Annotated in this window: 20 protein-coding genes and 1 pseudogene; 12 read left to right on the top strand and 9 right to left on the bottom strand. The window is 73.0% G+C overall.

The window, feature by feature from the left end:
• Nucleotides 1-9: 9 nt before the first annotated feature.
• On the bottom strand, nt 10-483 hold the full coding sequence (locus LG379_RS11270) for a hypothetical protein (RefSeq protein WP_370634499.1): 474 nt from the start codon (nt 481-483) through the stop codon (nt 10-12).
• A complete protein-coding gene (locus LG379_RS11275; protein WP_225754628.1) occupies nt 480-839 on the bottom strand; it encodes a hypothetical protein in 360 nt (119 codons plus the stop codon). The genes LG379_RS11270 and LG379_RS11275 overlap by 4 nt, the downstream gene beginning before the upstream one ends.
• Before the next feature lie 99 nt (nt 840-938).
• On the opposite strand from LG379_RS11275, the gene LG379_RS11280 reads away from it, so the two are divergent.
• Nucleotides 939-2,414 (top strand): leucyl aminopeptidase, encoded by a 1,476-nt coding sequence (locus LG379_RS11280; protein WP_225754629.1) that lies wholly within the window; start codon nt 939-941, stop codon nt 2,412-2,414.
• A gap of 13 nt (nt 2,415-2,427) precedes the next feature.
• Here the strand turns inward: LG379_RS11280 and LG379_RS11285 are convergent, their stop codons facing one another.
• The gene (locus LG379_RS11285; protein WP_225754630.1) at nt 2,428-2,778 is read right to left on the bottom strand and encodes an oxidoreductase; all 351 of its coding nucleotides are present in this window, start codon (nt 2,776-2,778) and stop codon (nt 2,428-2,430) included.
• Between the two features lie 146 nt (nt 2,779-2,924).
• Here LG379_RS11285 and lpdA point away from each other — a divergent pair, with 146 nt between their 5' ends.
• From lpdA to LG379_RS11300, 3 genes are all read left to right on the top strand, one after another.
• Nucleotides 2,925-4,304 carry a dihydrolipoyl dehydrogenase gene (gene lpdA / locus LG379_RS11290; protein WP_225754631.1) on the top strand — a complete coding sequence of 460 codons (1,380 nt, stop codon included), beginning with the start codon at nt 2,925-2,927 and terminating at the stop codon, nt 4,302-4,304.
• A gap of 24 nt (nt 4,305-4,328) precedes the next feature.
• Nucleotides 4,329-6,392, top strand: a complete 2,064-nt coding sequence (gene sucB, locus LG379_RS11295) for a 2-oxoglutarate dehydrogenase, E2 component, dihydrolipoamide succinyltransferase (protein ID WP_225754632.1) — start codon at nt 4,329-4,331, stop codon at nt 6,390-6,392.
• A 137-nt stretch (nt 6,393-6,529) separates the two neighbouring features.
• On the top strand, nt 6,530-7,426 hold the full coding sequence (locus LG379_RS11300) for a TIGR01777 family oxidoreductase (protein WP_225754633.1): 897 nt from the start codon (nt 6,530-6,532) through the stop codon (nt 7,424-7,426).
• 40 nt (nt 7,427-7,466) lie between these two features.
• Here the strand turns inward: LG379_RS11300 and LG379_RS11305 are convergent, their stop codons facing one another.
• From LG379_RS11305 to LG379_RS11315, 3 genes are read right to left on the bottom strand one after another with little or no spacing between them, the layout of a single operon-like run.
• The gene (locus LG379_RS11305; RefSeq protein ID WP_225754634.1) at nt 7,467-8,639 is read right to left on the bottom strand and encodes a hypothetical protein; all 1,173 of its coding nucleotides are present in this window, start codon (nt 8,637-8,639) and stop codon (nt 7,467-7,469) included.
• Nucleotides 8,640-8,698: 59 nt separating this feature from the next.
• Nucleotides 8,699-9,736 carry a Gfo/Idh/MocA family protein gene (locus tag LG379_RS11310; RefSeq protein WP_225754635.1) on the bottom strand — a complete coding sequence of 346 codons (1,038 nt, stop codon included), beginning with the start codon at nt 9,734-9,736 and terminating at the stop codon, nt 8,699-8,701.
• Nucleotides 9,733-11,991: an MMPL family transporter gene (locus tag LG379_RS11315; protein WP_225754636.1), complete on the bottom strand. Its 2,259-nt coding sequence runs from the start codon at nt 11,989-11,991 to the stop codon at nt 9,733-9,735. Before LG379_RS11315 ends, LG379_RS11310 begins: the two co-directional genes overlap by 4 nt.
• A 90-nt stretch (nt 11,992-12,081) precedes the next feature.
• Between LG379_RS11315 and LG379_RS11320 the strand changes: the two genes are divergently transcribed.
• The 4 genes from LG379_RS11320 (at nt 12,082) to LG379_RS11335 (ending at nt 15,264) form a co-directional block, all read left to right on the top strand.
• The gene (locus tag LG379_RS11320; protein WP_225754637.1) at nt 12,082-12,651 is read left to right on the top strand and encodes a MarR family winged helix-turn-helix transcriptional regulator; all 570 of its coding nucleotides are present in this window, start codon (nt 12,082-12,084) and stop codon (nt 12,649-12,651) included.
• A 79-nt stretch (nt 12,652-12,730) separates the two neighbouring features.
• Nucleotides 12,731-13,432, top strand: a complete 702-nt coding sequence (lipB, locus tag LG379_RS11325; RefSeq protein ID WP_225754950.1) for a lipoyl(octanoyl) transferase LipB — start codon at nt 12,731-12,733, stop codon at nt 13,430-13,432.
• 64 nt (nt 13,433-13,496) lie between these two features.
• Nucleotides 13,497-14,501: a lipoyl synthase gene (lipA, locus tag LG379_RS11330; protein WP_225754638.1), complete on the top strand. Its 1,005-nt coding sequence runs from the start codon at nt 13,497-13,499 to the stop codon at nt 14,499-14,501.
• 22 nt (nt 14,502-14,523) lie between these two features.
• Nucleotides 14,524-15,264, top strand: coding sequence for a DUF4191 domain-containing protein (locus LG379_RS11335; protein ID WP_225754639.1), 741 nt, complete (start codon nt 14,524-14,526; stop codon nt 15,262-15,264).
• Between the two features lie 27 nt (nt 15,265-15,291).
• Here the strand turns inward: LG379_RS11335 and LG379_RS11340 are convergent, their stop codons facing one another.
• The gene (locus tag LG379_RS11340) at nt 15,292-15,834 is read right to left on the bottom strand and encodes an RDD family protein (protein ID WP_225754640.1); all 543 of its coding nucleotides are present in this window, start codon (nt 15,832-15,834) and stop codon (nt 15,292-15,294) included.
• Nucleotides 15,835-16,030: 196 nt separating this feature from the next.
• Here LG379_RS11340 and glnA point away from each other — a divergent pair, with 196 nt between their 5' ends.
• Nucleotides 16,031-17,455, top strand: a complete 1,425-nt coding sequence (gene glnA / locus LG379_RS11345) for a type I glutamate--ammonia ligase (protein WP_225754641.1) — start codon at nt 16,031-16,033, stop codon at nt 17,453-17,455.
• A 218-nt stretch (nt 17,456-17,673) separates the two neighbouring features.
• Here the strand turns inward: glnA and LG379_RS11350 are convergent.
• Together LG379_RS11350 and LG379_RS11355 are read right to left on the bottom strand one after the other, a co-directional pair.
• A pseudogene (locus tag LG379_RS11350) lies at nt 17,674-17,829 on the bottom strand (sugar O-acetyltransferase); the annotation flags it as partial.
• 263 nt (nt 17,830-18,092) lie between these two features.
• The gene (locus tag LG379_RS11355; protein ID WP_225754642.1) at nt 18,093-18,572 is read right to left on the bottom strand and encodes an SRPBCC family protein; all 480 of its coding nucleotides are present in this window, start codon (nt 18,570-18,572) and stop codon (nt 18,093-18,095) included.
• 435 nt (nt 18,573-19,007) lie between these two features.
• On the opposite strand from LG379_RS11355, the gene LG379_RS17005 reads away from it, so the two are divergent.
• The 3 genes from LG379_RS17005 to LG379_RS11380 all read left to right on the top strand — a co-directional run bounded on the left by LG379_RS17005 (nt 19,008) and on the right by LG379_RS11380 (nt 26,084).
• Complete coding sequence (locus LG379_RS17005; protein WP_304522439.1) at nt 19,008-21,740, top strand: S8 family serine peptidase; 2,733 nt, start codon at nt 19,008-19,010, stop codon at nt 21,738-21,740.
• Nucleotides 21,741-21,986: 246 nt separating this feature from the next.
• A complete protein-coding gene (locus LG379_RS11370; RefSeq protein WP_304522440.1) occupies nt 21,987-24,083 on the top strand; it encodes a S8 family serine peptidase in 2,097 nt (698 codons plus the stop codon).
• 306 nt (nt 24,084-24,389) lie between these two features.
• Nucleotides 24,390-26,084, top strand: coding sequence for a bifunctional UDP-sugar hydrolase/5'-nucleotidase (locus LG379_RS11380; protein WP_225754643.1), 1,695 nt, complete (start codon nt 24,390-24,392; stop codon nt 26,082-26,084).
• Nucleotides 26,085-26,139 lie beyond the last annotated feature (55 nt).

The following is a 26,139-nucleotide window of genomic DNA, read 5'->3' on the forward strand; positions in this document are numbered from 1 at the left end:
ACGCCGAACCTACCGGGCGGGCCGGTCCTGCGGTGCGGGACGGCGATCCGTGGTCCTGCTCAGCCACCACAGGCCGAGGGCCGGCAGCACGAGCGGGACGAAGCCGTACCCCGCGCCGAAGGCGGACCACACGGTCGCGTCCGGGAAGAGCTCCGGCCGCACGAGCGAGAGGGTCCCCACGGTGAGCACCCCGACCGCCTCGATGGTCACGGCGGCCCAGGCCACCCGGCGCGCGACCGGACCACCGCGGGCCAGGGCGATCGTCGCCACGACGTACACGACGGCTGCGAAGGCCGACAGGGCGTACGCGACCGGTGCGGCGTCGAAGTCACGCAGGACCTGCACGCCGGACCGGAAGGTCGCCGCGACCGCGAGGACGCCGTAGACGGCGACGAGCGCGCGCCCGGGCCCGGAGGCCGTGCTCGCAGACCCGCGGGCGGCGGAGGAGGCCGCCGGCACCCGCCCACCGTCGGGGCCGCTCACGCGCCGGTCCAGACCTGGACGACGCGGTACTGCAGGAACACCACGGTCAGCGCGGCGACGAGCAGCACCACGGAGCTCCAGCGGGTCCGCTCGGCGAACGCCCAGGCGGCGGCTACCGGCAGGACGAACAACGTCGTGACGAGGTAGCCCCAGAAGGTCGCCCCGTCGGCCGGGCCGCTGCCCCGCGCGACGGCGACCACGGCGACGACGACCTGCACGAGCAGAAGGGCCTCGACGACGCCGGACGCGACGAGCTGCCGCAGGACCACAGGCCGGTCGCGCACCGTGCGCCAGGCGGCCCAGGCCGACACGAGACCGGCGCCGAGGGCCGTGACCAGCACCAGGGGTGTCCACACGGGCACGAGGATACGGCGGGCGGGGACGCCGTCCGCCGCTGCGCTCAGCCTCCTCGCGGGCTCGCGAGCCGGCCGCCGGGCGCGGCTACGATCGGGCGCGTGCCTGCACTGACGCTCACCGCCACGGACCTTGCCCGCCTCGACACCGACGTCCTCGTCGTCGGTGCCGCACCGGACGCCGACGGCGGCGTGCGCCTCGTCGGTGCCGCGGGTCTGCCCGACGCCCTGCGGGGCGAGCTGACCGGGTCGGCGCGCGCGCTCGGCATCACCGGCGAGGCCGACAGCCTGCACCGGCTGCCCGCGGGGGCCGACCTCGCGGCGAGCGTGCTGGCCGTCGTCGGCCTCGGGACGCTCCCCGCCGACGGTGTCCCGACGCACGAGGCGCTGCGGCGTGCCGCCGGCGCCGCCACGCGACAGCTCACCGGCGTGCGCTCGGTCACCCTGGCCCTGCCCGCGGAGGACCTGGCGCAGCTCGCCGCCGTCGCGGAGGGCGCGCTGCTGGGCGCCTACGCGTTCGACCGGTACCGCAAGGACGCGCCGGCTCCCGCGGAGCAGGTCACCGTCGTGACGCCGCGGGCGAAGGACGCAGCGGCCAAGAAGGTGACGGCCCGCGCGGCCGCCGTTGCCGCCGCCGTCCACGGGACGAGGGACCTGGTCAACGCCGCGCCGGTCGACCTGTTCCCCGCGGCGTTCGCGGACGCCGCGCGGGCGGCGGCGAAGGGCACCAAGGTCAAGGTCTCCGTCCTCGACGAGAAGGCGCTCGCCGCGGGCGGGTACGGGGGTCTGCTCGCGGTGGGCCAGGGTTCGGCGCGCCCGCCGCGGCTGGTCAAGGTCTCCTACTCCCCCCTGCGCGCCCAGCGCAGCGTCGCGCTCGTCGGCAAGGGCATCACCTTCGACTCCGGGGGCCTGTCGATCAAGCCCGCGAAGGGCATGGAGGCGATGAAGTCGGACATGGCCGGAGCGGCCGCCGTCCTGCACACCGTCGTGGCCGCCGCCGCGCTCGAGCTGCCGGTCAAGGTGACCGGCTGGCTGTGCCTCGCGGAGAACATGCCCTCGGGCACCGCGCAGCGACCGTCCGACGTCATCACCCAGTACGGCGGGAAGACCGTGGAGGTGCTCAACACGGACGCCGAGGGGCGGCTCGTCCTCGCCGACGGGCTCGTCGCGGCGTCCGAGGAGAAGCCGGACGTCGTCGTCGACGTGGCGACGCTCACGGGCGCGCAGGTCGTGGCGCTCGGCACGCGGGTGTCCGCGGTCATGGGGACCGACGACGCGCGCGCGGCCGTCGTCGACGCCGCCGGTCGCGCCGGCGAGCAGTTCTGGCCCATGCCACTGCCGGAGGAGCTGCGCGCCTCGCTCAAGTCGTCGGTGGCCGACATGGCGAACATCGGCGACCGCTTCGGCGGGATGCTCGTGGCCGGGCTGTTCCTGCGGGAGTTCGTCGGGTCCACGCCGTGGGCGCATCTGGACATCGCCGGCCCGGCGTTCAACGAGGGCGGTGCGCACGGCTACACGCCGGTCGGCGGCACGGGCGTCGCGGTGCGGACGCTGCTGGAGCTGCTCGAGACCCGCTGAGCCCCGCCGGGCCTCAGCGCCCCCGCGCCCGGGCCCGCTGGCGCGAGTTCCAGTCGCGCATGCGCTGCGGGTAGCCGGTGAGCTGGACGTCGTACACGGGGATCGCCAGCTCCTTCGCCAGCTCCCGGGCCGCGCGGGCGTCCGGCACCCGTCGGCGCGTCCACTCCCCCGTGGTCGCGATGAGCAGGACGGTCGTCTGCTGGAACCGCGTCTCCGGCTCGAGGTAGGCCTCGACGCCGACCCGGGTGCGCACGAACTCCGTCAGGTGCGCCCTCGTCGCCCGTCGCGCGTCGGCGTCCGGCGGGGCGGCAGGGCTGTCCGCGGGGGCGCCTCGCGCGGCGCGCCGTCGTCGGAACAAGGGCATACCGCCAGCGTACGGCGGGGACACTCATAGGATGACTCGTGGGGCCCTCGGCCCTGCTGCGGTCCTCTCAGGTTCACGCTCGTCTCCGAGTGATGACAGGATGACCGGAGCGTCCCACCCGCCGTCTCCCGGAGGAGCATCGCATCGTGGCAGAACACCCCGTCTTCGACATCGTGGTCCTGGGCGGAGGGAGCGGCGGCTACGCCACCGCTCTGCGCGCGTCCGAGCTGGGCATGACCGTCGCGCTCATCGAGGCCGAGAAGCTCGGCGGCACCTGCCTGCACTGGGGGTGCATCCCCACCAAGGCGCTGCTGCACGCGGCCGAGCTCGCCGACGGCGCCCGCGAGAGCGAGAAGTACGGCGTGCGCTCGACGTTCGAGGGCATCGACATCGAGAAGGTGAACGCGTACAAGGACGGTGTCGTCGGCCGCCTCTACAAGGGCCTCCAGGGCCTCGTGAAGGCCCACGGCGTCACCTACGTCGAGGGCTACGGCAAGCTCGTCGGCGCGGACGTCGTCGAGGTCGACGGCCAGCCGTACCAGGGCAAGCACATCGTCCTGGCGACCGGCTCCTACTCCCGCTCGCTGCCCGGGCTGGAGATCGAGGGCCGGGTCATGACCTCGGACCAGGCGCTGACGCTCGACCGGGTCCCGAAGTCCGTCGTCATCCTGGGCGGCGGCGTCATCGGCTCGGAGTTCGCGAGCGTCTGGAAGTCCTTCGGCGCCGACGTCACGATCATCGAGGCGTTGCCGAACCTCGTGCCCAACGAGGACCCCGCCATCAGCAAGGCGTTCGAGCGGGCGTTCCGCAAGCGCGGCATCCAGTTCTCCACGGGCGTCCGCTTCCAGGGCGTGACCCAGGACGACGACGGGGTCCACGTCACCCTCGAGGACGGCAAGACGTTCGACGCCGAGATCATGCTCGTCGCCGTGGGCCGCGGCCCGCGCACGGACGGCCTCGGCTACGGCGAGCAGGGCGTGACGCTCGACCGCGGCTTCGTCATCACGAACGAGCGGCTGCACACCGGTGTCGGGAACATCTACGCCGTCGGCGACATCGTCCCCGGCCTGCAGCTCGCGCACCGCGGGTTCCAGCAGGGCATCTTCGTGGCGGAGGAGATCGCAGGCCTCGCGCCCGCGCCGATCGTCGAGTCGGGCATCCCGCGCGTCACCTACTCCGAGCCCGAGGTCGCCTCGGTCGGTCTCACCGAGGCCAAGGCCAAGGAGACCTACGGCGACGACGCCGTGCAGACGCTCGAGTACAACCTCGGTGGCAACGGCAAGAGCCAGATCCTCGGGACCACGGGCTTCGTCAAGCTCGTGCGGCAGAAGGATGGCCCGGTGGTCGGCGTGCACATGATCGGCGCGCGCGTCGGTGAGCTCATCGCCGAGGGCCAGCTCGTCGTCAACTGGGAGGCGTACCCGGAGGACGTCGCCTCGCTGATCCACGCGCACCCGACGCAGAACGAAGCGCTGGGCGAGGCCTTCCTGGCCCTGGCCGGCAAGCCCCTCCACGCCCACAACTGACCCCACCGAAGGAGACGCGAGGTCATGTCTGACTCCGTGCTGATGCCGGCGCTCGGCGAGAGCGTGACCGAAGGCACCGTCACCCGCTGGCTCAAGCAGGTCGGGGACACCGTCGAGGTCGACGAGCCGCTGCTCGAGGTCTCGACCGACAAGGTCGACACCGAGATCCCGTCCCCCTTCGCCGGGACCCTGCTCGAGATCCTCGTCCAGGAGGACGACACCGTGGAGGTCGGGGCTGCGCTCGCCGTCATCGGCGAGGGTGGCGAGTCCTCCGGTGCGGGCGACGGCGGGGCCGGGGCGTCCGACGGCGCGGCGAGCGGCGACGAGCAGCAGGCCGCCCAGGTCCCCGACGAGGTCACCGGTGGTCCCGTCGAGGAGCCGGACGCCGCAGGCGGCCAGGGCGAGCCGACGCAGCAGGCCGCTGCGCCCCAGGAGGAGCCGAAGGTCGCCGGCGGCGGCCAGGAGGCCGGCGGTGGTGACGGCGCGTCCGCCGACGAGGGTGCGTCCGACGAGGGTGCGTCCCACCAGGGCACGTCCGACCAGGGCGCGTCCGACCAGGGCGCGGCGGCCCAGGGCGGCGGCGCGCAGGGGGGCGGCGACACGCAGGACGTCGCGCTCCCGGCGCTCGGCGAGAGCGTCACCGAGGGCACCGTGACCCGCTGGCTCAAGCAGGTCGGCGACAGCGTGGAGGTCGACGAGGCGCTCCTGGAGATCTCGACCGACAAGGTGGACACGGAGATCCCGTCGCCGTTCGCCGGCACGGTGACCGAGATTCTCGTGCAGGAGGACGAGACCGTCGAGGTCGGTACCGTCCTCGCGCGCGTCGGGTCCGCCGGCTCCGCACCGGCGCAGCAGGAGCAGGGGACGCAGGAGGCTCCCCAGCAGCCGGCTGCCGAGGAGGAGCCGTCCCGGGACGCGGTGCAGCAGAGCGCGCAGGACCAGCAGGGTGGCGACTACGGCGGCCCGGGCCCCGAGACGGAGGCGGCCCCGGCCGACGACGTGCAGGCACCGCAGCCGTCCGCGGCCGCGCAGGAGAAGCCCGAGCAGACGCTGGCACCCGGGCAGGCCGCGGACCGTGAGCAGACGCCGACGTCGACGGCCCCGGCCGCGCCGTCGAGCAGCACGCCGACCTCGGGCGGCTACCTCACGCCGCTGGTCCGCAAGCTCGCGGCGGAGAAGGGTGTCGACCTGTCGACGCTGTCCGGCACCGGCGTCGGCGGGCGGATCCGCAAGGAGGACGTGCTCGAGGCAGCGGCGCGCGCCGAGGCGGAGCGCGCCGAGCGGGAGAGGGCGGCCGCGGCGCCGCAGGCCGCACCCGCCGCCGCGTCCGCACCCGCGCGGGCGGCCGCCGAGCCCGCCGCCGTGTCGCCGCTGCGCGGCACGACCGAGAAGGCGAGCCGGCTGCGCCAGATCATCGCCGAGCGCATGGTCGACGCGCTGCACTCGATGGCCCAGCTCACGACGGTGGTCGAGGTCGACGTGACGCGCGTGGCCCAGCTGCGCGCCCGGGCCAAGGACGACTTCAAGGCACGTGAGGGCGTCAACCTCACCTACCTGCCGTTCTTCGTCCTGGCGGCGACCGAGGCGCTCAAGGCCCACCCGAAGGTCAACGGCGTCCTCGCCGGCAACCAGATCACCTACCACGGCCACGAGAACGTCGGCATCGCGGTGGACACCGAGCGCGGGCTCGTGGTCCCGGTCATCCGCGACGCGGGCGACCTCAACCTGGCCGGCATCGCACGGAAGATCAACGACCTCGCGACCCGGACGCGCGACAACAAGGCGACCCCCGACGAGCTGAGCGGCGCGACCTTCACGGTCACGAACACAGGCTCGGGGGGCGCGCTCTTCGACACGCCGATCGTGCCGGGCGGCACGTCCGCGATCCTGGGCACGGGGGCCATCGTCAAGCGCCCCGTGGTCGCCACGGACGAGTTCGGCACCGAGTTCGTCGCGATCCGGTCGATGTGCTACCTCGCGCTGTCCTACGACCACCGGCTGGTGGACGGCGCGGACGCGTCGCGCTACCTGCAGACGGTCAAGAAGCGCATCGAGGACGGCGCCTTCGAGTCCGAGGTCGGGCTCTGACACCGGCCTGAGCCCCGCAGGAGGGGCCGTACCGGGAACCGCGGTGCGGCCCCTTCGCTGTGAGGCGGCTGACCGGCCGCGGGCGGGCCCCCTGCGCACGGCCACGGCCGGCCGCGCGGATCTCCTAGGGTGCACCCATGCGCGTCGTCGTCGCCGGTTCCCACGGACTCATCGGCTCCGCCCTGGTGGACCACCTCCGGGACGGCGGTCACGACGTCCGGCGGCTCGTGCGGCGACCGGCCCGCGGCCCGCAGGAGATCTCCTGGGACCCGGACGCCGACCGGCTCGACCCGGCGGACCTCGCCGGTGCCGACGCGGTCGTGAACCTCGGCGGTGCGGGCGTCGGTGACCACCGGTGGACCGCTGCGTACCGGCGCACCATCCTGCAGTCCCGCACCCGCCCCACCGCGCTGCTCGCCCGGACCCTCGCCGACTCCGCCGAGGGTCCGCGTGTGCTCCTGCAGGGGTCGGCGGTGGGCTTCTACGGCGATCGCGGCCAGGAGGTGCTCACCGAGGCCTCCGACGGCGGCACGGGGTTCCTCGCCGACGTGGTGCGGGCGTGGGAGGCCTCGACGGCCCCCGCCGAGGAGGCGGGCGTCCGCGTGGCACACCTGCGCACCGGGATCGTCATGTCGCGGTCGGGCGGCTCGTTCGGCCGTCTCCTGCCCCTCCTGCGGCTGGGTGTCGGGGGCCCGCTGGGCAACGGGCGGAACCACTGGCCGTGGATCACCCTGGTCGACCAGGTCCGGGCGGTCGAGCACCTGCTCACCGCCGCGGTGTCCGGCGCCGTCAACGTCGTCGGCCCCCACCCCGTGCCGCAGGCCGAGGTGGTGCGCGCCGTGGCCCGCGAGCTCCACCGGCCCGCCGTCGTGCCGGTCCCGCGGTTCGCCCTGCGCCTGGCGGTCGGCGAGTTCGCCGACGACATCCTCGCGTCCCAGCGCGTGCTGCCGACCGTGCTGCTCGACTCGGGCTTCACGTTCCGGCACGCGGACGTCGCCTCGGCGGCGCGGTGGGTGACGAGCGCCGGGGACTGACGCCCCGCTCCCCTGCACCCACCGGGGACGACGCCGCCGGTCACCCCTCCCCGGTGCCCTGGGCGGGGGCCACGTCCCGGACCCGCCACACCCCGGACTCCGCGGACAGGGTGAGGACGACCCCGCGTGCCGTGGTCTCCTGCCCGCGGGTCCCCACGGCCGCGACGAGCCGCACCCGGCTGGAGTCCTCGTCCGACGCGAGGACCGCGAGCTCCTCCACCCGCACCTCCACCGGCACCTGCCCCGAGGGCCGCCCCGCGGCCGCGGTGCCCGACGGCGACCCGTGCCGACCCGTGAAGAGCGCGAGGTCCGCGGCGGCAGCGGGTGACCCCGGCTCGGTGACGCGCAGGAGGGGCAGCAGTCGTCCGTGCGTCAGGGCCGCGGCGCGGGCGTGCGTGAGGAGCAGCACCTCGCTCTCCAGCCGTGCGCCGAGCGCGGCCGTCCGGTACGGCGCGGCCCGGTCGGGCACGACGTCGTCGGCCCCTCCTGGTGCCAGTACGCCGAGCGCCGCCAGGCCGACGACCAGCGCCGCGGCTCCCGCGACCACCGGGACCCGGGCGCCGCGGGCGGGTCCGTGGCGGCGATGGCGTGCCCCGGGCGGTCCCGCGGCCTCACCGGCGCTGCGCACCAGCGCCGCCCGCGCGAGGACGGCGGGATCGGCCCGGCGCACGGGCGCCGGGTCCGCGACGGCGAGGGCCTGCTCCACGAGCAGCGCGACGGTGGGAGCTCGCCGCGTCCCGTCCGCCGCGAGGAGCAGGACGTGGCGCAGGCGCTCGCGCGGCACGTCGTCGAACGCGCATGTCGGCACGGTCGGTACCGTCAGCTCGACCGCCTCGGGACCGGGCTGCCTCGCGGCCGACCACGCGGGCTCATCGCTGATCGACCAGGCCGGCCCACGGTCTCCCGGTCCGGGCCCGCCGGTGGGGTCCACCGCTACGACGTCCGCCGGGACGTCCGCGCACTCGCCGGGGAGCCGGCCGAGCAGCCCGAGCGCAGCTCCTGCCAGCGCCCGCACGTCGTCGTCCGCCGTGGCGGCGACGCACCGTGTCGGTCGCAGGGTCACCCGGCCCGAGACGTCGCGCTCCCAGGGCACCGGCTCCGCCAGCCCGCCGTGCGCCTCCCCCCGGGCGTGGAGCGCGGCGAGGGGCGCGCCCAGCTCGGACAGCAGCCGCACGACCTCGCCGGCGGCCCACCCGCTCGTCTCCCCCCGCACAGGCCCATGTCAGCACGGCGACGCGGGCCGTGGTCGTCGTCCACAGGGTGGCGTGCACCTCAGCCCAGGGTGACGACCTCGCCGCTGGACGCGCTGCGGCGGGCGGCGTCGAGCACCCAGGCGGTGGCGACGGCGTCACGAGGGTCGACGGGCACCGGACCGCCGGCCCCGAGCCACCGGCCGACGAGCCGGTAGTAGTCCTCGTGGCCCCCGGCGGCGCGCGGCACGGGCCGCATCTCGTCGCCGTGGACGAGCCAGCCCTCGTGGTCCGGCCCCGGGTCCATCCCTGCGAACGGTGTGGCCTCCCCCTCGAACCGCGTGACGAGGAAGGCTGCACGGTCACCGAGGACCCTCGTGCGCGGCCCGGGTGCTCCCACGATGCCGCCGGCCCACAGGTGGCTCGTCGTGCCGGCCTCGTGCCGCAGGGCCAGGAAGACGTCGTCCTCCGTGGGCGTCGTGATCGCCCTCAGCTCCGCGTAGACGGTCCTCACCGGGCCGAAGAGCTGGACGGCCGAGTCGACCAGGTGGGCGCCGAGGTCGAGCAGGAGCCCCCCACCCTCGCCGACGGCGTTCTCCTTCCACCGGTCCTTCGGCACGGGGCGCCACCGCTCCCATCGCCGCTCGAACCGGTGCACGGTGCCCAGGGCGCCGTCGGCGAGCAGGCCGGCGAGGGTCAGCTGCTCGGCGTCCCACCGCCTGTTCTGGAAGACCGTGAGCGGCACGCCCGCGGCCTCCGCGGCGTCGGCGACGCGGCGCGCATCCTGCTCGTCCAGGGCGAGGGGCTTGTCGACGACGACGGGGACGCCCGCATCGACCGCCGCCAGGGCGTGCTCGACGTGGCGGCCCGTCGGGGACGCCACCACGACGACGTCGAGGTCCCCCGCGTCGCCCAGGAGCCCCTCGACGTCCCCGTGGACGCGCACCCCGGGCCAGTCCGACCCGGCCAGCGCGGCGCGCTCGTCCGATCGCGTGACGACGGCCGTCACCACGTGACCCGCCACCCTGAGGAGCCGCGCGTGGATGCCACGTCCCGCGTCCCCGTAGCCGACGACGCCCACCCGCAGGCGGGGGACGTCGTCGGTGGCCGGTGACGTCACCTGCTCGCCACCGGCTCCTCGCGTCGCTGAGGGATCTCCGTGAGGGTGTCGTCCGCCGGGACTCGTCGCTGCCACGGCCACCAGGATGCCCGACCGATGTCGTGGATGAGGCCCGGCACGAGCAGGCTCCGCACGACGAGCGTGTCGATGAGCACACCGAGCGCGACGAGGAAGGCGAGCTGCACGAGGAACAGGAGCGGCAGCACGGCCAGCGCCCCGAAGGTCGCGGCCAGCACGACGCCCGCGCTCGTGATCACGCCGCCCGTCACCGTCAGGCCGCGACGCGTCCCCTCCCGCGTGCCGTGCCGCAGCGACTCCTCCCGGACACGGGTCATGAGGAAGATCGAGTAGTCGATGCCGAGCGCGACGAGGAAGACGAACGCGTAGAGCGGGACGACGGGATCGGCGCCGGGGAACCCGAGGACGTCGTTGAAGACCACCGCCGCGATGCCGAGCGTCGCGCCGAGGCTGAGCAGGTTGGCGCCGAGCAGCAGCACCGGCGCGACGATCGAGCGCAGCAGGCCGATGAGCACGACCAGGATCACGACGAGGACCGTCGGGACGATGACCTTGAGGTCCCGGACGCTGGTCTCCTGGGTGTCCAGGCGCTGCGCGGCCGCCCCGCCGACGACGGTCTCCGGCGACACCTCGCTGACGGCGGCTCGGACGTCGGAGACGACCTCGACGGCGTCTTGCGTCTCGGAGCCGGCGGACGTCACGGCCTGGATCTGGACGACGCCGTCGACGACGCGGGGCGGGGCGTCGGGCGCGGGCGGCGCCCCGGGCGGGCCGGACGCCTCGGCCACGGGCGCTGCGGAGTCCACGCCGTCGGTCGCGAGGACCGCCTCGAGCACGACGTCGAGGTCGGCCTCGGGCGCGAACACCGTGACCGGCTGCACCTGGCCGGCCGGGAAGTGCCGGGCGACGACGTCCTGCCCCGCGACCGACTCGACCTCGGTGAGGAAGACGTCCGTCTCGCTCGTCCCGCTGGCCCGCAGCTGCGGCACGAACGCCGTGGCGGCGAGGAGGACGACGGCGGTGCTCACCCACACGAGGCGAGGGCGGCGGCCGATGAGCCGCGACACGCGACCCCAGACCCCGTTGCGCGCCTCGACCTCCGCGAGGCTCTCGACGTGGTCGGCGTCCGCGTCGGCCGACGACGGCCGAGGCACGCGCGGCCAGAAGATGAGCCTCGCGAAGCGGTGCCCCCCGAGGAGCAGGAGGGCCGGCAGCAGCGTGAGGGAGGCGACGAAGGCCGCGACGATCCCGATCGCCGCGACCGGGCCGAGGCTGGAGTTCGACGTGAGGTCGGACAGGAGGAGCGTCAGCAGACCGGCGATGACGGTTCCCGCGCTCGCGGCGATCGGCTCGATCGAGGCGCGCAGGGCGCGCCGCATCGCCGAGTACGGGGACGCCACGCGCGTCAGCTCCTCGCGGTACCGCGCGACGATGAGCAGCGAGTAGTCCGTCGCGGCACCCACGACGAGGATGAAGAGGATGCCCTGGCTCTGGCCGTTGAGGACGAGCACCCCGGCCGCCGCCAGCTGGTAGACGCCCAGCCCGGCCGCCGCGAGGGCGAACACCGACGTGAACAGCACGGTGAACGGCAGGCTGGGCGACCGGTAGACGAGCACGAGGATGACGAACACGACCACGAGGGCCACGAGCAGCAGGATGCCGTCGATGCCCCCGAACGCCTCGACCAGGTCGGCGACCGCCCCGGCGGGGCCCGTCACCCACGCCTCGAGCCCGGCGTCGTCCAGGTCGGCGGCCGCCTCCCGCAGTGCGGTGACGACCTCGTTGAGGACGCGCTCCTCGCCCACGGTCTCCTGGACGGCCGCGCCGTCGAGCGTCAGGGCCAGCAGCACCGCCTCGCCGTCCTCGGACGGCACCGGGACGACCGGGGCCAGCAGCACGTCCTCCACCGTCCGGCCGTCGCCGATCTCGAGTGCAGGCACGGCTGCCGCGAGCTCCTCCACGGCGACCAGCTGCTCGGGGGTGAGCTGCCCGTCGCCCTCGACGACGACGATCGCCGGCAGCACGTCCTGGTCGGAGAAGCCCTTCGCGAGCTCGGCAGCCCTGGTCGACTCGGCGCTGCGGGGCAGGAACGCCGCGGCGTCGTTCTCCTGCACCTCGGACAGCTTGCCGATGGACTGGCCGCCGACCCCCGCGAGGGTCAGCCACACCAGCAGGACACCCAGGACGGCCGACCCGCGCAGGAACCCGCGCCGTCGGCCCCTCGAATCGCTCAGCATGCTGAGTATCATGGCGCGCACTAGCCTCGAGGGACAAACCAGCCTCCCTGTGCTGGTTCTCAGGAAGCACTCGGGGCACGCGGAGGTGACGTGGAGCGCACGGGGCACTGGCCGACCGGCCGCCTGCTGTCCGCGGTCGCGCGACGCATCGAACGGGAGTGGAACGCGCACCTCGACGCGTGGGACCTCAACCACGCGAGCCTGCCGGTGCTCTTCCACCTCGCCCGGGGCCCGCACTCCCAGCGCGACCTGGCGCGCGCCAACGGCGTGACGGAGCAGACGATGAGCCGGATCCTCGCGCGGATGGAGCGCTCGGGGTACATCGCACGCGAGCAGCACCCGACGGACCGTCGGCGCCACGAGGTCGCGCTGACGCCGGCGGGCCGGGCGGTCATGGTCGAGGCGGGCGACCCGCGCCCGGCCGAGGAGATGAGCGTCCGCGGCCTGGAGCCGCACCAGGTGGAGCAGCTGCGGGAGCTCCTGGCCCTCATGCTGGCGGCGCACCCCCACGACGAGGGCTGGGACGACCCGACCCCCCACGGACCGGCCACGGACGGCCACGCCTTCCGCCCACCGGCCCGCGAGAGCGTCCCGAGCCGGCCTGGTGCACCGCGGGACGGCCGCCGGGCGCCTGAGAACCCGCGCGCTGACGTACCGTGACGGTGTGCCCGACCTCGCCCCCGTGACCCCCCACCTGGCTCCCCCGCCGCTGGACGGAGACACGCTCGAGGTCGACGGTCTGCTGACCGTCGACCTGGGTCTCGGCGTCCGTCACCTGCCCTACGAGCCGACCTGGGCCCTGCAGCGGGCCGTCCACGCTGACGTGGTGGACGGCTCGCGTCCGGACACGGTCCTCCTGCTGGAGCACGAGAGCGTCTACACCGCCGGGAAGCGGACGGCGTCATGGGACCGCCCGGTCGACGGCACGCCCGTGGTCGACGTCGACCGGGGCGGGAAGATCACGTGGCACGGCCCCGGGCAGCTCGTCGCCTACCCGTTGGTGCGGCTGCGCCAGCCCGTCGACGTCGTCGCCTACGTGCGGGCGCTGGAGGCCGCCGTCATGGCCGTGTGCGCCCGCCTCGGGGTGACCGCCGGCCGCGTCGAGGGCCGCAGCGGCGTGTGGGTCGCCGCCGACGACCCGCAGGACGTCGCCGACGGCATGGTTCCGCGGCGCGACCGCAAGGTCTGCGCCATCGGCGTGCGGGTCGCCAAGGGCGTCACGATGCACGGCCTCGCGCTCAACTGCGACCCGGACCTCGGGGCGTTCGGGCGCATCGTGCCGTGCGGCATCGACGACGCGGACGTGACGTCCCTCTCGGCCGAGCTGGGTCGCGACGTCACGGTGCTCGAGGTGCTCCCGCTGCTGCGGGAGGAGCTCGCTGCCGCGCTGCGGCCGCTGCGCGCGGTCACCGACGCCGCGGCACCGTCGGCCGCCGTCTGAGCGCCTCCTGCGAGCGGTGCGGCGGGCCGGGAGGTCGTCCGACGACTGACGTAGAGTGGTCGGCGTGACGATCGCACCCGAGGGCCGCCGCATGCTCCGCGTCGAGGCGCGCAACGCCGCGACACCGATCGAGAAGAAGCCCGAGTGGATCCGCACCCGGGCGACGATGGGTCCGGAGTACACCGAGCTGAAGAAGCTGGTCCAGGGCGAGAAGCTGCACACGGTCTGCGAGGAGGCGGGCTGCCCCAACATCTTCGAGTGCTGGGAGGACCGCGAGGCCACGTTCCTCATCGGCGGCGACCAGTGCACCCGACGGTGCGACTTCTGCCAGATCGACACCGGCAAGCCCGCCGACGAGGACCGTGACGAGCCGCGGCGCGTGGCCGAGTCCGTCCGGGCGATGGGCTTGCGGTACTCCACGATCACCGGCGTGGCCCGCGACGACCTGCCCGACGGCGGCGCCTGGCTCTACGCCGAGACCGTGCGGCAGATCCACACGGTGAGCCCCGGGACCGGCGTCGAGCTGCTCATCCCCGACTTCAACGCCCGCCCGGAGCAGCTGGCGGAGGTCTTCTCCTCCCGGCCGGAGGTGCTCGCGCACAACGTCGAGACGGTGCCGCGGATCTTCAAGACCATCCGACCGGCCTTCCGCTACGACCGGTCGCTGTCGGTCATCCGGTCGGCCCGGGACGACGGCTTCGTCACGAAGTCGAACCTCATCCTCGGCATGGGTGAGACGTACGACGAGGTCGTCGCGGCGCTGCAGGACCTGCACGACGCCGGCTGTGACCTGCTCACGATCACGCAGTACCTGCGGCCCTCGGTCCGCCACCACCCGGTCGAGCGGTGGGTCAAGCCGGAGGAGTTCGTGGCCCTGTCCGAGGAGGCCGAGCGGATCGGCTTCCTCGGCGTCATGTCGGGGCCGCTGGTGCGGTCGTCCTACCGCGCCGGCCGCCTGTGGGCGCAGGCGATGACGCGCCGCGGGGAGACGATCCCCGAGGCGCTCTCCCACCTCGCGACGCCGGGCAGCGCCCGGCAGGAGGCCTCCAGCCTGCTCAGCCGTCGCTGAACGGCCAGTAGACTCGTGGCCCATGGCCCGCTCTCGATCCACCACGCCCTCGTCCGCCGCTGACGCGGCCGGAGGCACGCCGAAGAAGGTCAAGAAGGTCCGGTGGTACCACCGGGTCTGGGAGGCCTTCCAGATGACGCGGCGGGTCGACCCCGCCGTGACGTGGTGGGTGCTCCTGGCGTTCGTGGGCGTGCTCGCCGCGGGCATCGGCATCGGGCTGGCGTTCGGTCGCCCCGTCTACGCGACGATCGTCACGCTGCCCTTCGCCTTCCTGGCGGCGCTGTTCCTCCTGGCCCGGCGCGCCGAGTCGGCCGCGTACCGGCAGATCGAGGGCCAGCCGGGCGCGTCCCTCTCCGCGCTGCGGACCATCCGGCGCGGCTGGGAGTTCCCGGAGGAGCCGGTGGCGGTGGACCCGCGCGGGCAGGAGATCGTCTTCCGCGGTCTCGGCCGACCGGGCATCGTGCTGGTGGCCGAGGGCAACCCCCACCGGGCGCAGCGGCTGCTCGAGGCGGAGCGGAAGAAGGTGGCCCGCGTGCTGCCCAACGTGCCGATCACCCTGCTGCAGTCCGGCAACGGGGAGGGCCAGGTGCCCTTGCGCAAGCTGCCCGGTGCCGTGAAGAAGCTCAAGCCGACGCTGACGAAGCAGGAGGTCGCAGAGGTCGGGAAGCGCCTGCGGGCCCTCGGTGGGGCACGCCTCCCCGTGCCCAAGGGCATCGACCCGTTCAAGGCACGGCCGGACCGCAAGGGCATGCGCGGACGCTGACCGTCGCCGGGCCCTCGGCCCGGACCGTCAGCGACGGACGATGACGGTGCCCGCGGCGACGTCGTGCAGCCCGCGGCCCGAGCCGTCCCACACGACCGCCGGGATGACGAGGCACAGGAGCACCGTCCGCACGAGGCCCAGCACGGGTCCGGGCGGAGGCAGGGTTCCCGGGAGGCCGGCCGACGGCGTCGCCGACGCCGGGCCGCGACGTACGGACCGCTCCCCCAGGGCGCTCGTCACGTCGACGAGCCGGGCCACCTGGATCCCGGCGACCCGGTGGCCGATCGTCGTGCCGAGCGTCGACACGAGCACCGCGGTGGAGACACCGAAGATCGCGAGCGTGGCCCACTCGTCGCGGCCGAAGAAGGCCGCGCTGATGAGCGACGCGAGCCCCCAGTCCACGACGATCCCGACCACACGGCGACCGAGTGCCGCCATCGAGCCCGGGCCCGTGGCGGGCAGGCCGAGGTCGCGCCGAGCGGTCGTGTCCTCGGCCCGGCCGCCCTCGGAGGCCCCACCGCCGGGCGCGCCCTCGAGCCACGAGCCGATGTCACCACGTCGCGCTGCCACGACAGCAGGGTATCGGCGGCCCCTGTGGCGGTTCTGTGGTGCGCGCACGGCCGCTCGGCGCCGCGGGGTCCCCTCGGTAACGCGACGGAAACATGAGGTACACCGCCGGGAAACCGCGCCCGCCTAGGTTCGTCACCGTCGCCCATCCCCCCGCATGCCTGCGCCTGCGCGAGCACCGAATCGAGGAGAGCACTGCATGTTCAGTTCCGCAGACGAGCTCATGGCTTTCATCCAGGAGGAGGGCGTGCAGTTCGTCGACGTCCGCTTCTGCGACCTGCCCGGCGTGATGCAGCACTTCAACGTGCCGGCGTCCACCGTGGACACGAGCTTCTTCACCGAGGGCCAGATGTTCGACGGCTCCTCGATCCGTGGCTTCCAGGCCATCCACGAGTCCGACATGAAGCTGCTGGCGGACATCTCGACGGCGTACCTCGACCCGTTCCGGGACCGCAAGACGCTCATCATCAACATGTCGATCGTCGACCCGTACACGGACGAGCCGTACAGCCGTGACCCGCGTCAGATCGCCGCGAAGGCGGAGGCCTACCTCAAGTCCACCGGCATCGCGGACACCGCCTTCTTCGCCCCCGAGGCGGAGTTCTACATCTTCGACGACATCCGGTTCCACACGAGCCAGTCGGAGAGCTACTACCACATCGACTCCATCGAGGCCGCGTGGAACACCGGCCGCAAGGAGGACGGCGGCAACCTCGGGCACAAGACCCCGTACAAGGGCGGCTACTTCCCCGTGCCCCCGGTCGACCACTTCGCCGACCTGCGGGACGAGATCTGCGAGGAGCTCGACAAGGCGGGCCTGCAGGTCGAGCGCTCCCACCACGAGGTCGGCACCGCCGGCCAGGCGGAGATCAACTACCGCTTCGACACGCTGGCCAAGTCCGCGGACAAGGTCATGCAGTTCAAGTACATCGTCAAGAACGTCGTGCACCGCAACGGCCGGACGGTGACGTTCATGCCCAAGCCGCTCTTCGGTGACAACGGCTCGGGCATGCACTGCCACCAGTCGCTGTGGAAGGACGGCGACCCCCTCTTCTACGACGAGAAGGGCTACGGCGGCCTGTCGGACATGGCCCGCTGGTACATCGGCGGCCTGCTCAAGCACGCACCGTCCCTGCTCGCGTTCACCAACCCGACGGTGAACAGCTACCACCGCCTGGTGCCCGGCTACGAGGCCCCGGTCAACCTGGTCTACTCGGCGCGCAACCGCTCCGCGTGCGTGCGCATCCCCGTGACGGGCTCGAGCCCCAAGGCCAAGCGGATCGAGTTCCGCGTCCCGGACGCGTCCTCGAACCCGTACCTGGCGTTCGCCGCGATGCTCATGGCGGGCCTCGACGGCATCAAGAACAAGATCGAGCCGCCGGAGCCCGTCGACAAGGACCTGTACGAGCTGCCCCCCGAGGAGCACGCCTCCATCCAGCAGGTCCCGGCGTCGCTGACCGAGGCGCTCGACGCCCTCGAGGCCGACCACGACTACCTCACCGAGGGCGGCGTCTTCACGCCCGACCTCATCGAGACGTGGATCGACTTCAAGCGGACCCACGAGATCGACCCGATCCGCCTGCGCCCGCACCCGCACGAGTTCGAGCTCTACTTCGACTGCTGAGCCTCGGAGGGCGTCTGACGTGCAGTAACGCTGCGTTCAGGCCTTCCCAGGCCGCAGAGAGTCCGCACGGGCCGTCAGGACGACATCGACGGCGGCCCGTGTGGACTCTTCTGTGTCCGGCCACAGGTGCGCGTAGGTGTTGAGCGTCGTCGTCGCCGAGGCGTGCCGGAGGCGCGCCTGCCACGGCCCCACCTGACCCCCCAGCGGTCGGCGAGGTATCAGGCGTCGAACCCCGTGGTGCGGATGAGCCGTGCCGGTACACCGGCGACGATCGCGTTGGCCGGTACGTCCTTGGTGACGACCGCGCCGGCGCCGACGATGGCCCCGTCGCCGATCGTCACCCCGGGCACGACCGTGACAGCGGCGCCGAGCCATCAGTCGCGTCAGCAGGACGCGCACCTCGGCCGGTGCGCGATAACCGGTGTTCAGCTCAGCGACGGCCTGCATCGCGTCCTGGGCGACACGGATCATGAACAGGTGCTGCTCCGAGCTGCCCTCAGCAGCAGAGACATTCCGGCTCTGCCGACGAGCGGGGTGGTGCGAGGCGCTGGATTCAACCTGCGTCGAGGGGTTGTCGGCGCGGCCTCAGGCATGCTGGTGTTGCGCTCGACCCCCGGCTCTGGGCGGCTGGTGCCGCTCACCCAGGAGCAGAGCCCGCGTCTCGCTCGAACGATGCCTTGAGCGCGTCGACCGTGATGGTGCGTTCTCTGACGGCCATACGCCGCCAGATCGGCGCGCCCAGACGCCACAGGCCGTACGACACCAGCTGGCCGCGATGGCGGACCAGCGTCTCGCTCTCGCCGGACGGCTGCAGGTGGTAGCTGGGCCAGCCCTCGAACTTCAGCCGGCCCGACGCCGAACTGTCCCACCAGTGGTACACGAGCGTGTGCGGGGCTTCCATCTCGACGATCTCACCGGGCACGGTGCCCTGGCTCGTCTCGTCGACGAACGTCGTACCGACCCCGGGCTTCCCAGGGGAGGTCTGGCGGGTGTGCTTGAGCATGCTCCCCGTGTCGGCCATCCAGTCGTTGTGCCCGTCGATGTCGACGAGCCGTGCGAACACCTGGTCGATCGGTGCCCTGATCGTGCGCTCGAGCTCGAACTCGATGGGCCTCATACGAGCCAGGGTCCTCGAACGGTGGAGACACGACAAGGCCATCAGCTGCCTCGAGGCCCATGACGCCCGGGAGCGCACGGCCATCCGCTCATGCCGCGCTGAGGGCGGCTACGCTCGCCCGGATCTGCCGCGATGCGCTCCGGAATCTCGCCGAGGTGGCAATCCTGTCCTCGGCCACCTCGGTGGTGTCGGAGGCCAGGGCCCGCCCTACGGCGGCCCGGACCCACCGACCTGCGCGGCACCAGCTCTGCGTCGATTGGCCCTCGAGGCACCACCCGACCTCCTCGCCCGCGGGCGTGGGTGGTGCGGTGAGTTCGTCCGGATTTGCGACAGCGAGGCGCCGCGTGCCTGGTCACCCGGGTGAAAACCTGTGAGTAAAGTCACCCGCACCCCCGTCACTCCGCGGGGTCTGGACCTCACAAGGGGAAGCACCACATGGCATCACGCACCACGAGGAGCCGGGGCGCAACGGCGCGTCGTCGGCTCGGTGCCGGCATCGGGACGATGGCCGTCCTGGTCGCCGGCGCGACAGCACCCATGGCAGCGGCGACCGAGTCGCCGGAGCGCGACCTCGGCACGGCCGCCGACTACGGCGTGGACGTACCCACCGCCGGCGGGCTGGAGGACGCGACGGTGACGTCGCCCACCGGCCGCTGGTTCGTCGAGCTGGCCGCAGCTCCGACCACGCAGGGCGGCAGCAAGGCCGCCCTGGACCGCGCAGAGCGCTCGTTCAAGGCCGAGGCCGCAGGCAAGGGTGTCAGCGTCGAGGTCCGGCAGTCGTTCCGGTCGGTCTGGAACGGCGTCTCGGCGGAGATCGCCGACGAGGACGTGGTCACGGTCGAGGGCCTGCCCTCCGTCCGGGCGGTCTACCCCGTCCTGCGGATCCAGGCGCCCGAGCCCCAGGCCGCCACGTCGCCGGACCTGGCGACGGCGCTCGCGATGTCCGGTGCCGACGCCGCGCAGAGCGAGCTCGGGTTCACCGGCGAGGGCGTCAAGGTGGGCATCATCGACACCGGCGTCGACCTCGACCACCCCGACCTGGGTGGCTCCGGCACGGACGACACGACCGCGTTCCCGAGCGACGTGATCGTCGCGGGCTACGACTTCGTCGGTGACTCGTACAACGCCGACCCCAGCTCCGACGCCTACCAGCCGGTCCCCCAGCCGGACGGCAACCCGGACGACTGCCAGGGTCACGGCACGCACGTCGCGGGCATCGTGGGCGCACGTCCCGCGGCGGAGGGTGGCGCCCTCGGCGTGGCCCCGGACGTCCAGCTCGGCGCCTACCGCGTCTTCGGCTGCGACGGCTCGACCGAGTCCGACATCATGGTCGCCGCCATGGAGCGCGCGCTCGCGGACGGCATGGACGTCGTCAACCAGTCCATCGGTGCGGCCTTCCAGACCTGGCCCGGCTACCCGACCGCCGTCGCCAGCGACAACCTGGTCGACGCCGGCGTGGTGATGGTGGCCTCGATCGGCAACAGCGGTGCCTCCGGCACCTGGTCGGCCGGCGCCCCGGGTGTCGGCGAGGACGTCATCGGCGTGGCCTCGTTCGACAACACCCACGTCAAGGCGCAGATGCTCGAGGTGGACGGGGTCGAGTTCCCGTTCATGCCGGCGAGCAGCGCCCCTGAGCCGCCGACGACCGGCACCGAGGACCTCGTGTCCGCCGGGGCCCCGAGCAGCGCACAGGCGCAGTCGTGCAACGCCAACCCGGTCGCCTCCTCCGTGGCCGCCGGCAAGGCCGTCCTGATCCAGCGCGGCGCCTGCACCTTCTACGAGAAGGCGCTCAACGCCCAGAAGGCCGGCGCCACAGCGGTCGTGCTCTACAACAACGTGCCGGGGCTCTTCTCCGCCACCGTGGCCGGCGCCGAGCCGATCACGATCCCGGTCGTCGGCGTGAGCCGGGACCACGGCGTTCAGATGGTCAACGCGACCGCCGACGGCGCCACGCTCGCCTGGACCGACCGTGTCGGCACGGCGGTCAACCCGACGGGCGGCCTGATCTCGAGCTTCAGCTCCTACGGCATGACCGCGGACCTGCAGCTCAAGCCCGACCTGGGTGCCCCGGGCGGGAACATCTGGTCGACGTACCCGCTGGAGAAGGGTGCGTACTCCACGCTCTCCGGCACCTCGATGTCCGCCCCGCACGTCGCGGGCGCCGTCGCCCTCCTCCTGGAGGCGCGCCCGGGTACCGAGGCGCACACGGTGCGTGACCTGCTGCAGAACCACTCCGACCCGGCCGCGTGGTCGCTCAACTCGGGCATCGGCCTCGCCGACTCGGTCCACCGTCAGGGCGCGGGCATGATCGACATCGACGACACCATCCTGTCGACCACGTCGGTCCTGCCGGGCAAGCTCTCGCTCGGCGAGAGCCAGGGCGGCCCGGTCGAGCGCACGCTGACGCTCACCAACGCTGCCGAGACGGACGTCACCTACGCGACGTCCTTCGACGACGGCATCTCCACGCACCGCAACCCGGACGCACCCTCGTACGCCTGGGCCGAGAGCGTCGTGGACATGCCCGCGTCGGTCACCGTCCCGGCCGGGGGCTCCGTCGACGTGACGGTGTCCATCGCACCGGGCTCGGGCCTGAACCTGGCCCAGTACGGCGGCTGGCTGTTCTTCACCCCGGAGGAGGGTGCGGCGCTGAGCGTGCCGTTCGCGGGCTTCGCGGGTGACTACCAGGCGCTCGAGCTCTTCGGCGACCTGGGCGACCTGCCGCTCCCGGCCATGGGCGTCCTGCTGGGGTGCGACCGGTTCATCGGAGCGGACTGCGTCGCCGGGGGCGAGTACGACCTCGCCCCGACGGGTCACTCCTACACGATGGCCGACGGCGACATCCCCCAGGTGATCCTGCACATGGAGCACCCGGCACAGCGTCTGACCATCGAGGTCATCGAGACCGTGCAGGGCAAGAAGGGCGCGGTCGAGAAGGTCGCGACCCTCGTGCACGACGAGCCGTACGTCGGCCGTGACTCTGCCGGCATCAGCGTCCGGGTCTGGGACGGGCGAGTGCCCACGACGAACGGCAAGTCCACCCGCGCGGTGGGTGACGGCGTCTACCAGCTCCGCGTCACGGCGCTGAGCCCGATGGGTGACCCCGCGAACCCCGACCACGTCGAGGTCTGGACGAGCCCGGAGTTCCGGGTCGACCGCACCGACTGACACGTCGGCCGGCGGAAGAGCAGTGACCGGCGGGCCCGGGTCGTCCACGTGACGGCCCGGGCCCGCGCTGTCGTCGGCGCGGGATGACACCGCGGGTCACCCGAAGGAGGGGTGCTGCACGTGCGCGCGTTCATCCCTTCCGGGGCGTTTCGAGATGCAGAGACGGCGATCGTGGCCTATGTCACATCCGCTGCGTAGAGTGCAGCAATCACGGGCAACGGCGCCCGTGGGACCGAAGGGGACACGATGCTCCGCAGACTTCTCGTGACGACAGCAGGGGCCGCACTGGTCCTCGCGCCCGTCACAGCGTTAGCAGCGCCGCCACAGCAGGCGTCGAGCAGCACCGGCTACGCGATCGTGACGTTCACCGACGCTCCGCTCGCGACCTACACCGGGGGGACCAAGGGCCTCGAGCGCACCAAGCCGCTCAAGGGCCGCCTCGACCCGGCGAGCCCGGCCTACCAGGCCTACGAGCGCTTCCTCGCGAACGAGCGCGCGAGCTACAAGGCGTTCCTCGCGAAGCAGGTCCCCGGCGTCGCCGTGGTCGCTGAGTACGACACCGTGCTCAACGGCGTCGCCGTCCAGCTGAACGGCGCCGGCCTTGCGGCTCTGAAGAGCCCCAAGGTGGCCGACGTCCAGGAGAGCTGGACCTACCGCCCGACGATGAACCTCAGCCCGGACATCATCAACGCGCCCGCCGTCTGGCAGGGCCAGGTGGGCGCCGCGACGGACGGCACCGGCGTCGACGTCGGCATCATCGACAGCGGAATCCGTGAGGACCACGCGTTCTTCGCGTGCAAGGACGACATCCCGCACAAGGTCTACGCCTCCGGCGTGGCCGGATTCGGTGAGGACATCGTCTTCAACCACGGCACGCACGTCGCCGGCACGGTCGCCGGCTGCGAGACGGACCTCTCCGTCGTCGACCCCGACGGCGCCGTCGAGGGCATGATCAGCGGGGTCGCGCCCGGCGCGGACCTGTACGACTACAACGTCTTCCCGGGCTTCGGCGCCGGGTTCGTCGCCTATGGCGGGTCGGCGTTCAGCCACGACATCGCGCGAGCGGTCGAGGACGCCGTCGACGACGGCATGGACGTGGTCAACATGAGCCTGGGCGGGACGATCCAGGGTCCGCACGACTACCTGGCGGAGGCCGTCGACGCGGCAACAGCGGCTGGTCTCGTCGTCGCCGTGTCCGCCGGCAACGAGGGCCCAGGGCCGAGCACCATCGGCTCGCCGGGCAACGCCGTCGGCGCCCTCACGTCGGGCGCCACGACCAACCGTCACTACGTCGGCGTCCTGGTCGACAGCTCGGCAGGCGACTTCGGCGGCGCCGTGGGCGACTTCGACCCGTTCGCCGAGCACCCGGTCTCGGGCGTCCCGCTCGTGGCCTGGCCCGGCGACGCGACGGCCTGCACCCCGACGAGCCAGGACCTCACGGGGAAGGTCGTGCTCATCCAGCGCGGGGCCTGCACCTTCGAGACGAAGGTGGCCTCCGCTGCGGCCGCCGGCGCGCTCGGGGTCCTCGTCTACAACAACACCGGCGGCGACCCGATCGCCATGGGCGGCACGGGGACCATCCCGGCCCTGATGGTGAGTCAGCAGGACGGCGCGGCGCTGAAGGCAGCCGTCGCCGCTGGGCCCGTCACCGTGAGCATCGACGGCAGCAACCCGGTCGAGGTCGTGACGGACAACGCGGACATCGTGGCGGGTTTCAGCTCCCGCGGCTTCGCGCGCTTCACCGAGAACCTCAAGCCCGACGTCGTCGCCCCTGGGGTCAACATCTACTCCTCGGCCTTCGACGAGGCGACCGGTCAGCTGGGCTGGGCCATGATGCAGGGCACGAGCATGGCGAGCCCGCACACGGCAGGCTCCGCAGCGCTCCTGCTGGCCCAGCGCCCGGCGCTCAGCCCGGCCGACGTCAAGTCGCTGCTCGGCAACAACGCCGAGCGGAAGGTGTGGAGCGACGTCGTCGGCGGGAAGCTCGCCGGTGTCATGGAGCGTGGTGGCGGCCGGATCGACCTGGCACGTGCCGCCGGGGCGACGGTCACCTTCGACCCGATGTCGCTGAGCTTCGGCACCAGCAAGGGCAACCGGGCGGTGACGAAGACCCTCACGGTCACCGTCTCCAACCTCGGTGAGGCGGCGCGCACGCTGACGCTCGCGGAGGACGATGATCAACTGACCCTGAGTGCGACCACCCTGGCGCTGCCGGCGAACGGCACGGCGACCTTCACGGTCACGATGAGCGCTCGTGGTGCCGCCACCGCGGAGGGCGACGTGACGATCACCAGCGGGGACGACACGTTCCTCGTCCCGTTCTGGTACGCCACCGGCGCCTGACGCCCGACGTCGGAGGGCGGCGCTGCGGGGGCTCCCCGCAGCGCCGCCCTTCGCATGTCCCGGCGACCGGACGGAGCGCTCAGCGCCGCGCCGGGTCCGGCGGGACATTCCGGCGGGACATGCACCGGTGTCACCCACGTGGTGGCCGGGATGTCGCTCGTCAGGGCGGCCGGCGGCCCCCAGGTATTGACCACGGCACCGACCGGGACAAAGGTGGTCGACGGGACACATGCCCCGCCCGAACCCTGACAGGGGACGGGTGCCGGCGCGGCTCAACGAGGAGCCGCACCACCACGGAGGACTTCGATGACCCGAACCGCCCCATCCGGCCTGCGCCGGCTCCTCACCGCGGCACTGGCCGTGGCGACCGCCGGCGTGATGCTGGCACCCGCCGCGACCGCGTCGCGCCCACCGGACCCGATCGAGTTGCAGATCCTCAGCGTCTCCGACTGGCACGCCCAGCTCGACCCCATCTCCAGCGGCGGCCAGCAGGTCGGCGGCGCGGCCGTCCTGTCGACCTACTTCCAGCAGGAGCGCGCCGCGAATCCGCGCACCCTCACGCTCACGGCCGGTGACGCCTTCGGGGCGAGCCCGCCGCTGTCGGCGTTCTTCGAGGAGGAGCCGGCCGTCCGCGCCATGAACCTCATGGGGTTCGACGCGGACACCCTGGGGAACCACAACTTCGACCGGGGCGTCGACCACCTCCAGCGCATGGTGGACCTCGCCGACTTCCAGTACGTCTCGGCCAACCTCCTGAACCTTGACGACAACCTGCAGGGGGTCGAGGACTTCACGATCTTCGACCTCGACGGGGTGAAGGTCGCCGTCATCGGGATCACGAACCCCGAGGCTCCCACGCTCGTCTTCCCGGGCAGCTTCGGCACCATCGAGGTGACCGACCCGGTCGTCGCAGCGAACAAGGCTCGCGCCGCCGCGCAGCGCGCGGGGGCGAAGGTCTTCGTCGCCATCACGCACATGGGGATCACCGGGTTCGACCCGGCGACCGGCGATGCGTTCGGCCCGCTCGTCGACTTCGCCGACTCCGTCGGCGGCTACGACCTCATCGTCGGCGACCACACCGACTTCCAGTACGAGGGTGTGCACGGCAGGGCGCTCGTGGTCGAGAACCGCAGCAAGGGCGCCACCTACGCCCGGACGACCCTGTCGGTGAACCCGCGCAGCGGCCGGGTCGCCTCCTCCTCGGTGGAGTTCGTCACGCCGACCGTCGCGGGCGTCACGCCGGACCCGGCCGTCGTGGCGATGCTGGACGAGTACCGGGCGGAGCTCGGTCCGATCTTCAACACGAAGCTCGGGGACTCCGACCGTGCGATCCCCCGCAGCGACAGCTGTGGACGTGGGGACGGACGGCTCTGCGAGTCGCTCGTGGGCAACGTCGTCACGGACGCCTTGCGCGCCCGCTACGGGACCGACGTCGCGATCACCAACGCCGGGGGCCTGCGCGCCAACCTCACGTGCCCGACTACGGACAACCCGGCGGACTTCTGCGCACCGTTCACCCCCCCGCCGTACCCGATCACCCGGGGACAGGTGCTCAGTGTCCTGCCGTTCGGGAACATCGCGGTCACCGGCACGGTCACCGGCGCCCAGCTCAAGCAGATGCTGGAGAACGGCGTCTCGGCGATGCCCGGCGCCAACGGTCGCTTCGCGCAGGTCTCCGGTCTGTGCTTCACCTACGACGTCGCGGCGCCCGCCGGCTCCCGTGTCGTCGGTGCGGTGCGGCAGGCCGCGGACGGCTCGTGCACCGGCGCTCCGATGGACCTGACGGCAGCCTCCACCTACTCACTGGCTCAGAACGACTTCATGGCCAGCGGCGGTGACGGCTACCCGAACCTCATCGGCAACTTCACCAGCCGGGAGATCCTCGACCAGGTCCTCGCGGACCACGTCACGGCCGCAGGGGTCCTGACCCCTCGGATCCAGGGCCGCATCACCTGCACCAGCAGCGGCAGCGCCGTCTGCCCCACGGTGGTGGCACCCTGAGCGATCACCGCTCCTCCGGCGGGGCGTCCCGGGTCTCCCGGGGCGCCCCGCTGGG

Source organism: Actinotalea sp. Marseille-Q4924, assembly GCF_916618755.1.
In the GTDB taxonomy this organism is placed as follows: domain Bacteria; phylum Actinomycetota; class Actinomycetes; order Actinomycetales; family Cellulomonadaceae; genus Actinotalea.

Coding starts and splice junctions, on each gene's coding strand:
- LG379_RS11355 (WP_225754642.1), bottom strand. CDS start 18,572: ATGAGGCCCATCGAGTTCGAGCTCGAGCGCACGATCAGGGCACCGATC.
- LG379_RS11300 (WP_225754633.1), top strand. CDS start 6,530: ATGCGCGTCGTCGTCGCCGGTTCCCACGGACTCATCGGCTCCGCCCTG.
- LG379_RS17005 (WP_304522439.1), top strand. CDS start 19,008: ATGGCATCACGCACCACGAGGAGCCGGGGCGCAACGGCGCGTCGTCGG.
- LG379_RS11335 (WP_225754639.1), top strand. CDS start 14,524: ATGGCCCGCTCTCGATCCACCACGCCCTCGTCCGCCGCTGACGCGGCC.
- sucB (WP_225754632.1), top strand. CDS start 4,329: ATGTCTGACTCCGTGCTGATGCCGGCGCTCGGCGAGAGCGTGACCGAA.
- LG379_RS11380 (WP_225754643.1), top strand. CDS start 24,390: ATGACCCGAACCGCCCCATCCGGCCTGCGCCGGCTCCTCACCGCGGCA.
- glnA (WP_225754641.1), top strand. CDS start 16,031: ATGTTCAGTTCCGCAGACGAGCTCATGGCTTTCATCCAGGAGGAGGGC.
- LG379_RS11315 (WP_225754636.1), bottom strand. CDS start 11,991: ATGCTGAGCGATTCGAGGGGCCGACGGCGCGGGTTCCTGCGCGGGTCG.
- LG379_RS11285 (WP_225754630.1), bottom strand. CDS start 2,778: ATGCCCTTGTTCCGACGACGGCGCGCCGCGCGAGGCGCCCCCGCGGAC.
- LG379_RS11370 (WP_304522440.1), top strand. CDS start 21,987: ATGCTCCGCAGACTTCTCGTGACGACAGCAGGGGCCGCACTGGTCCTC.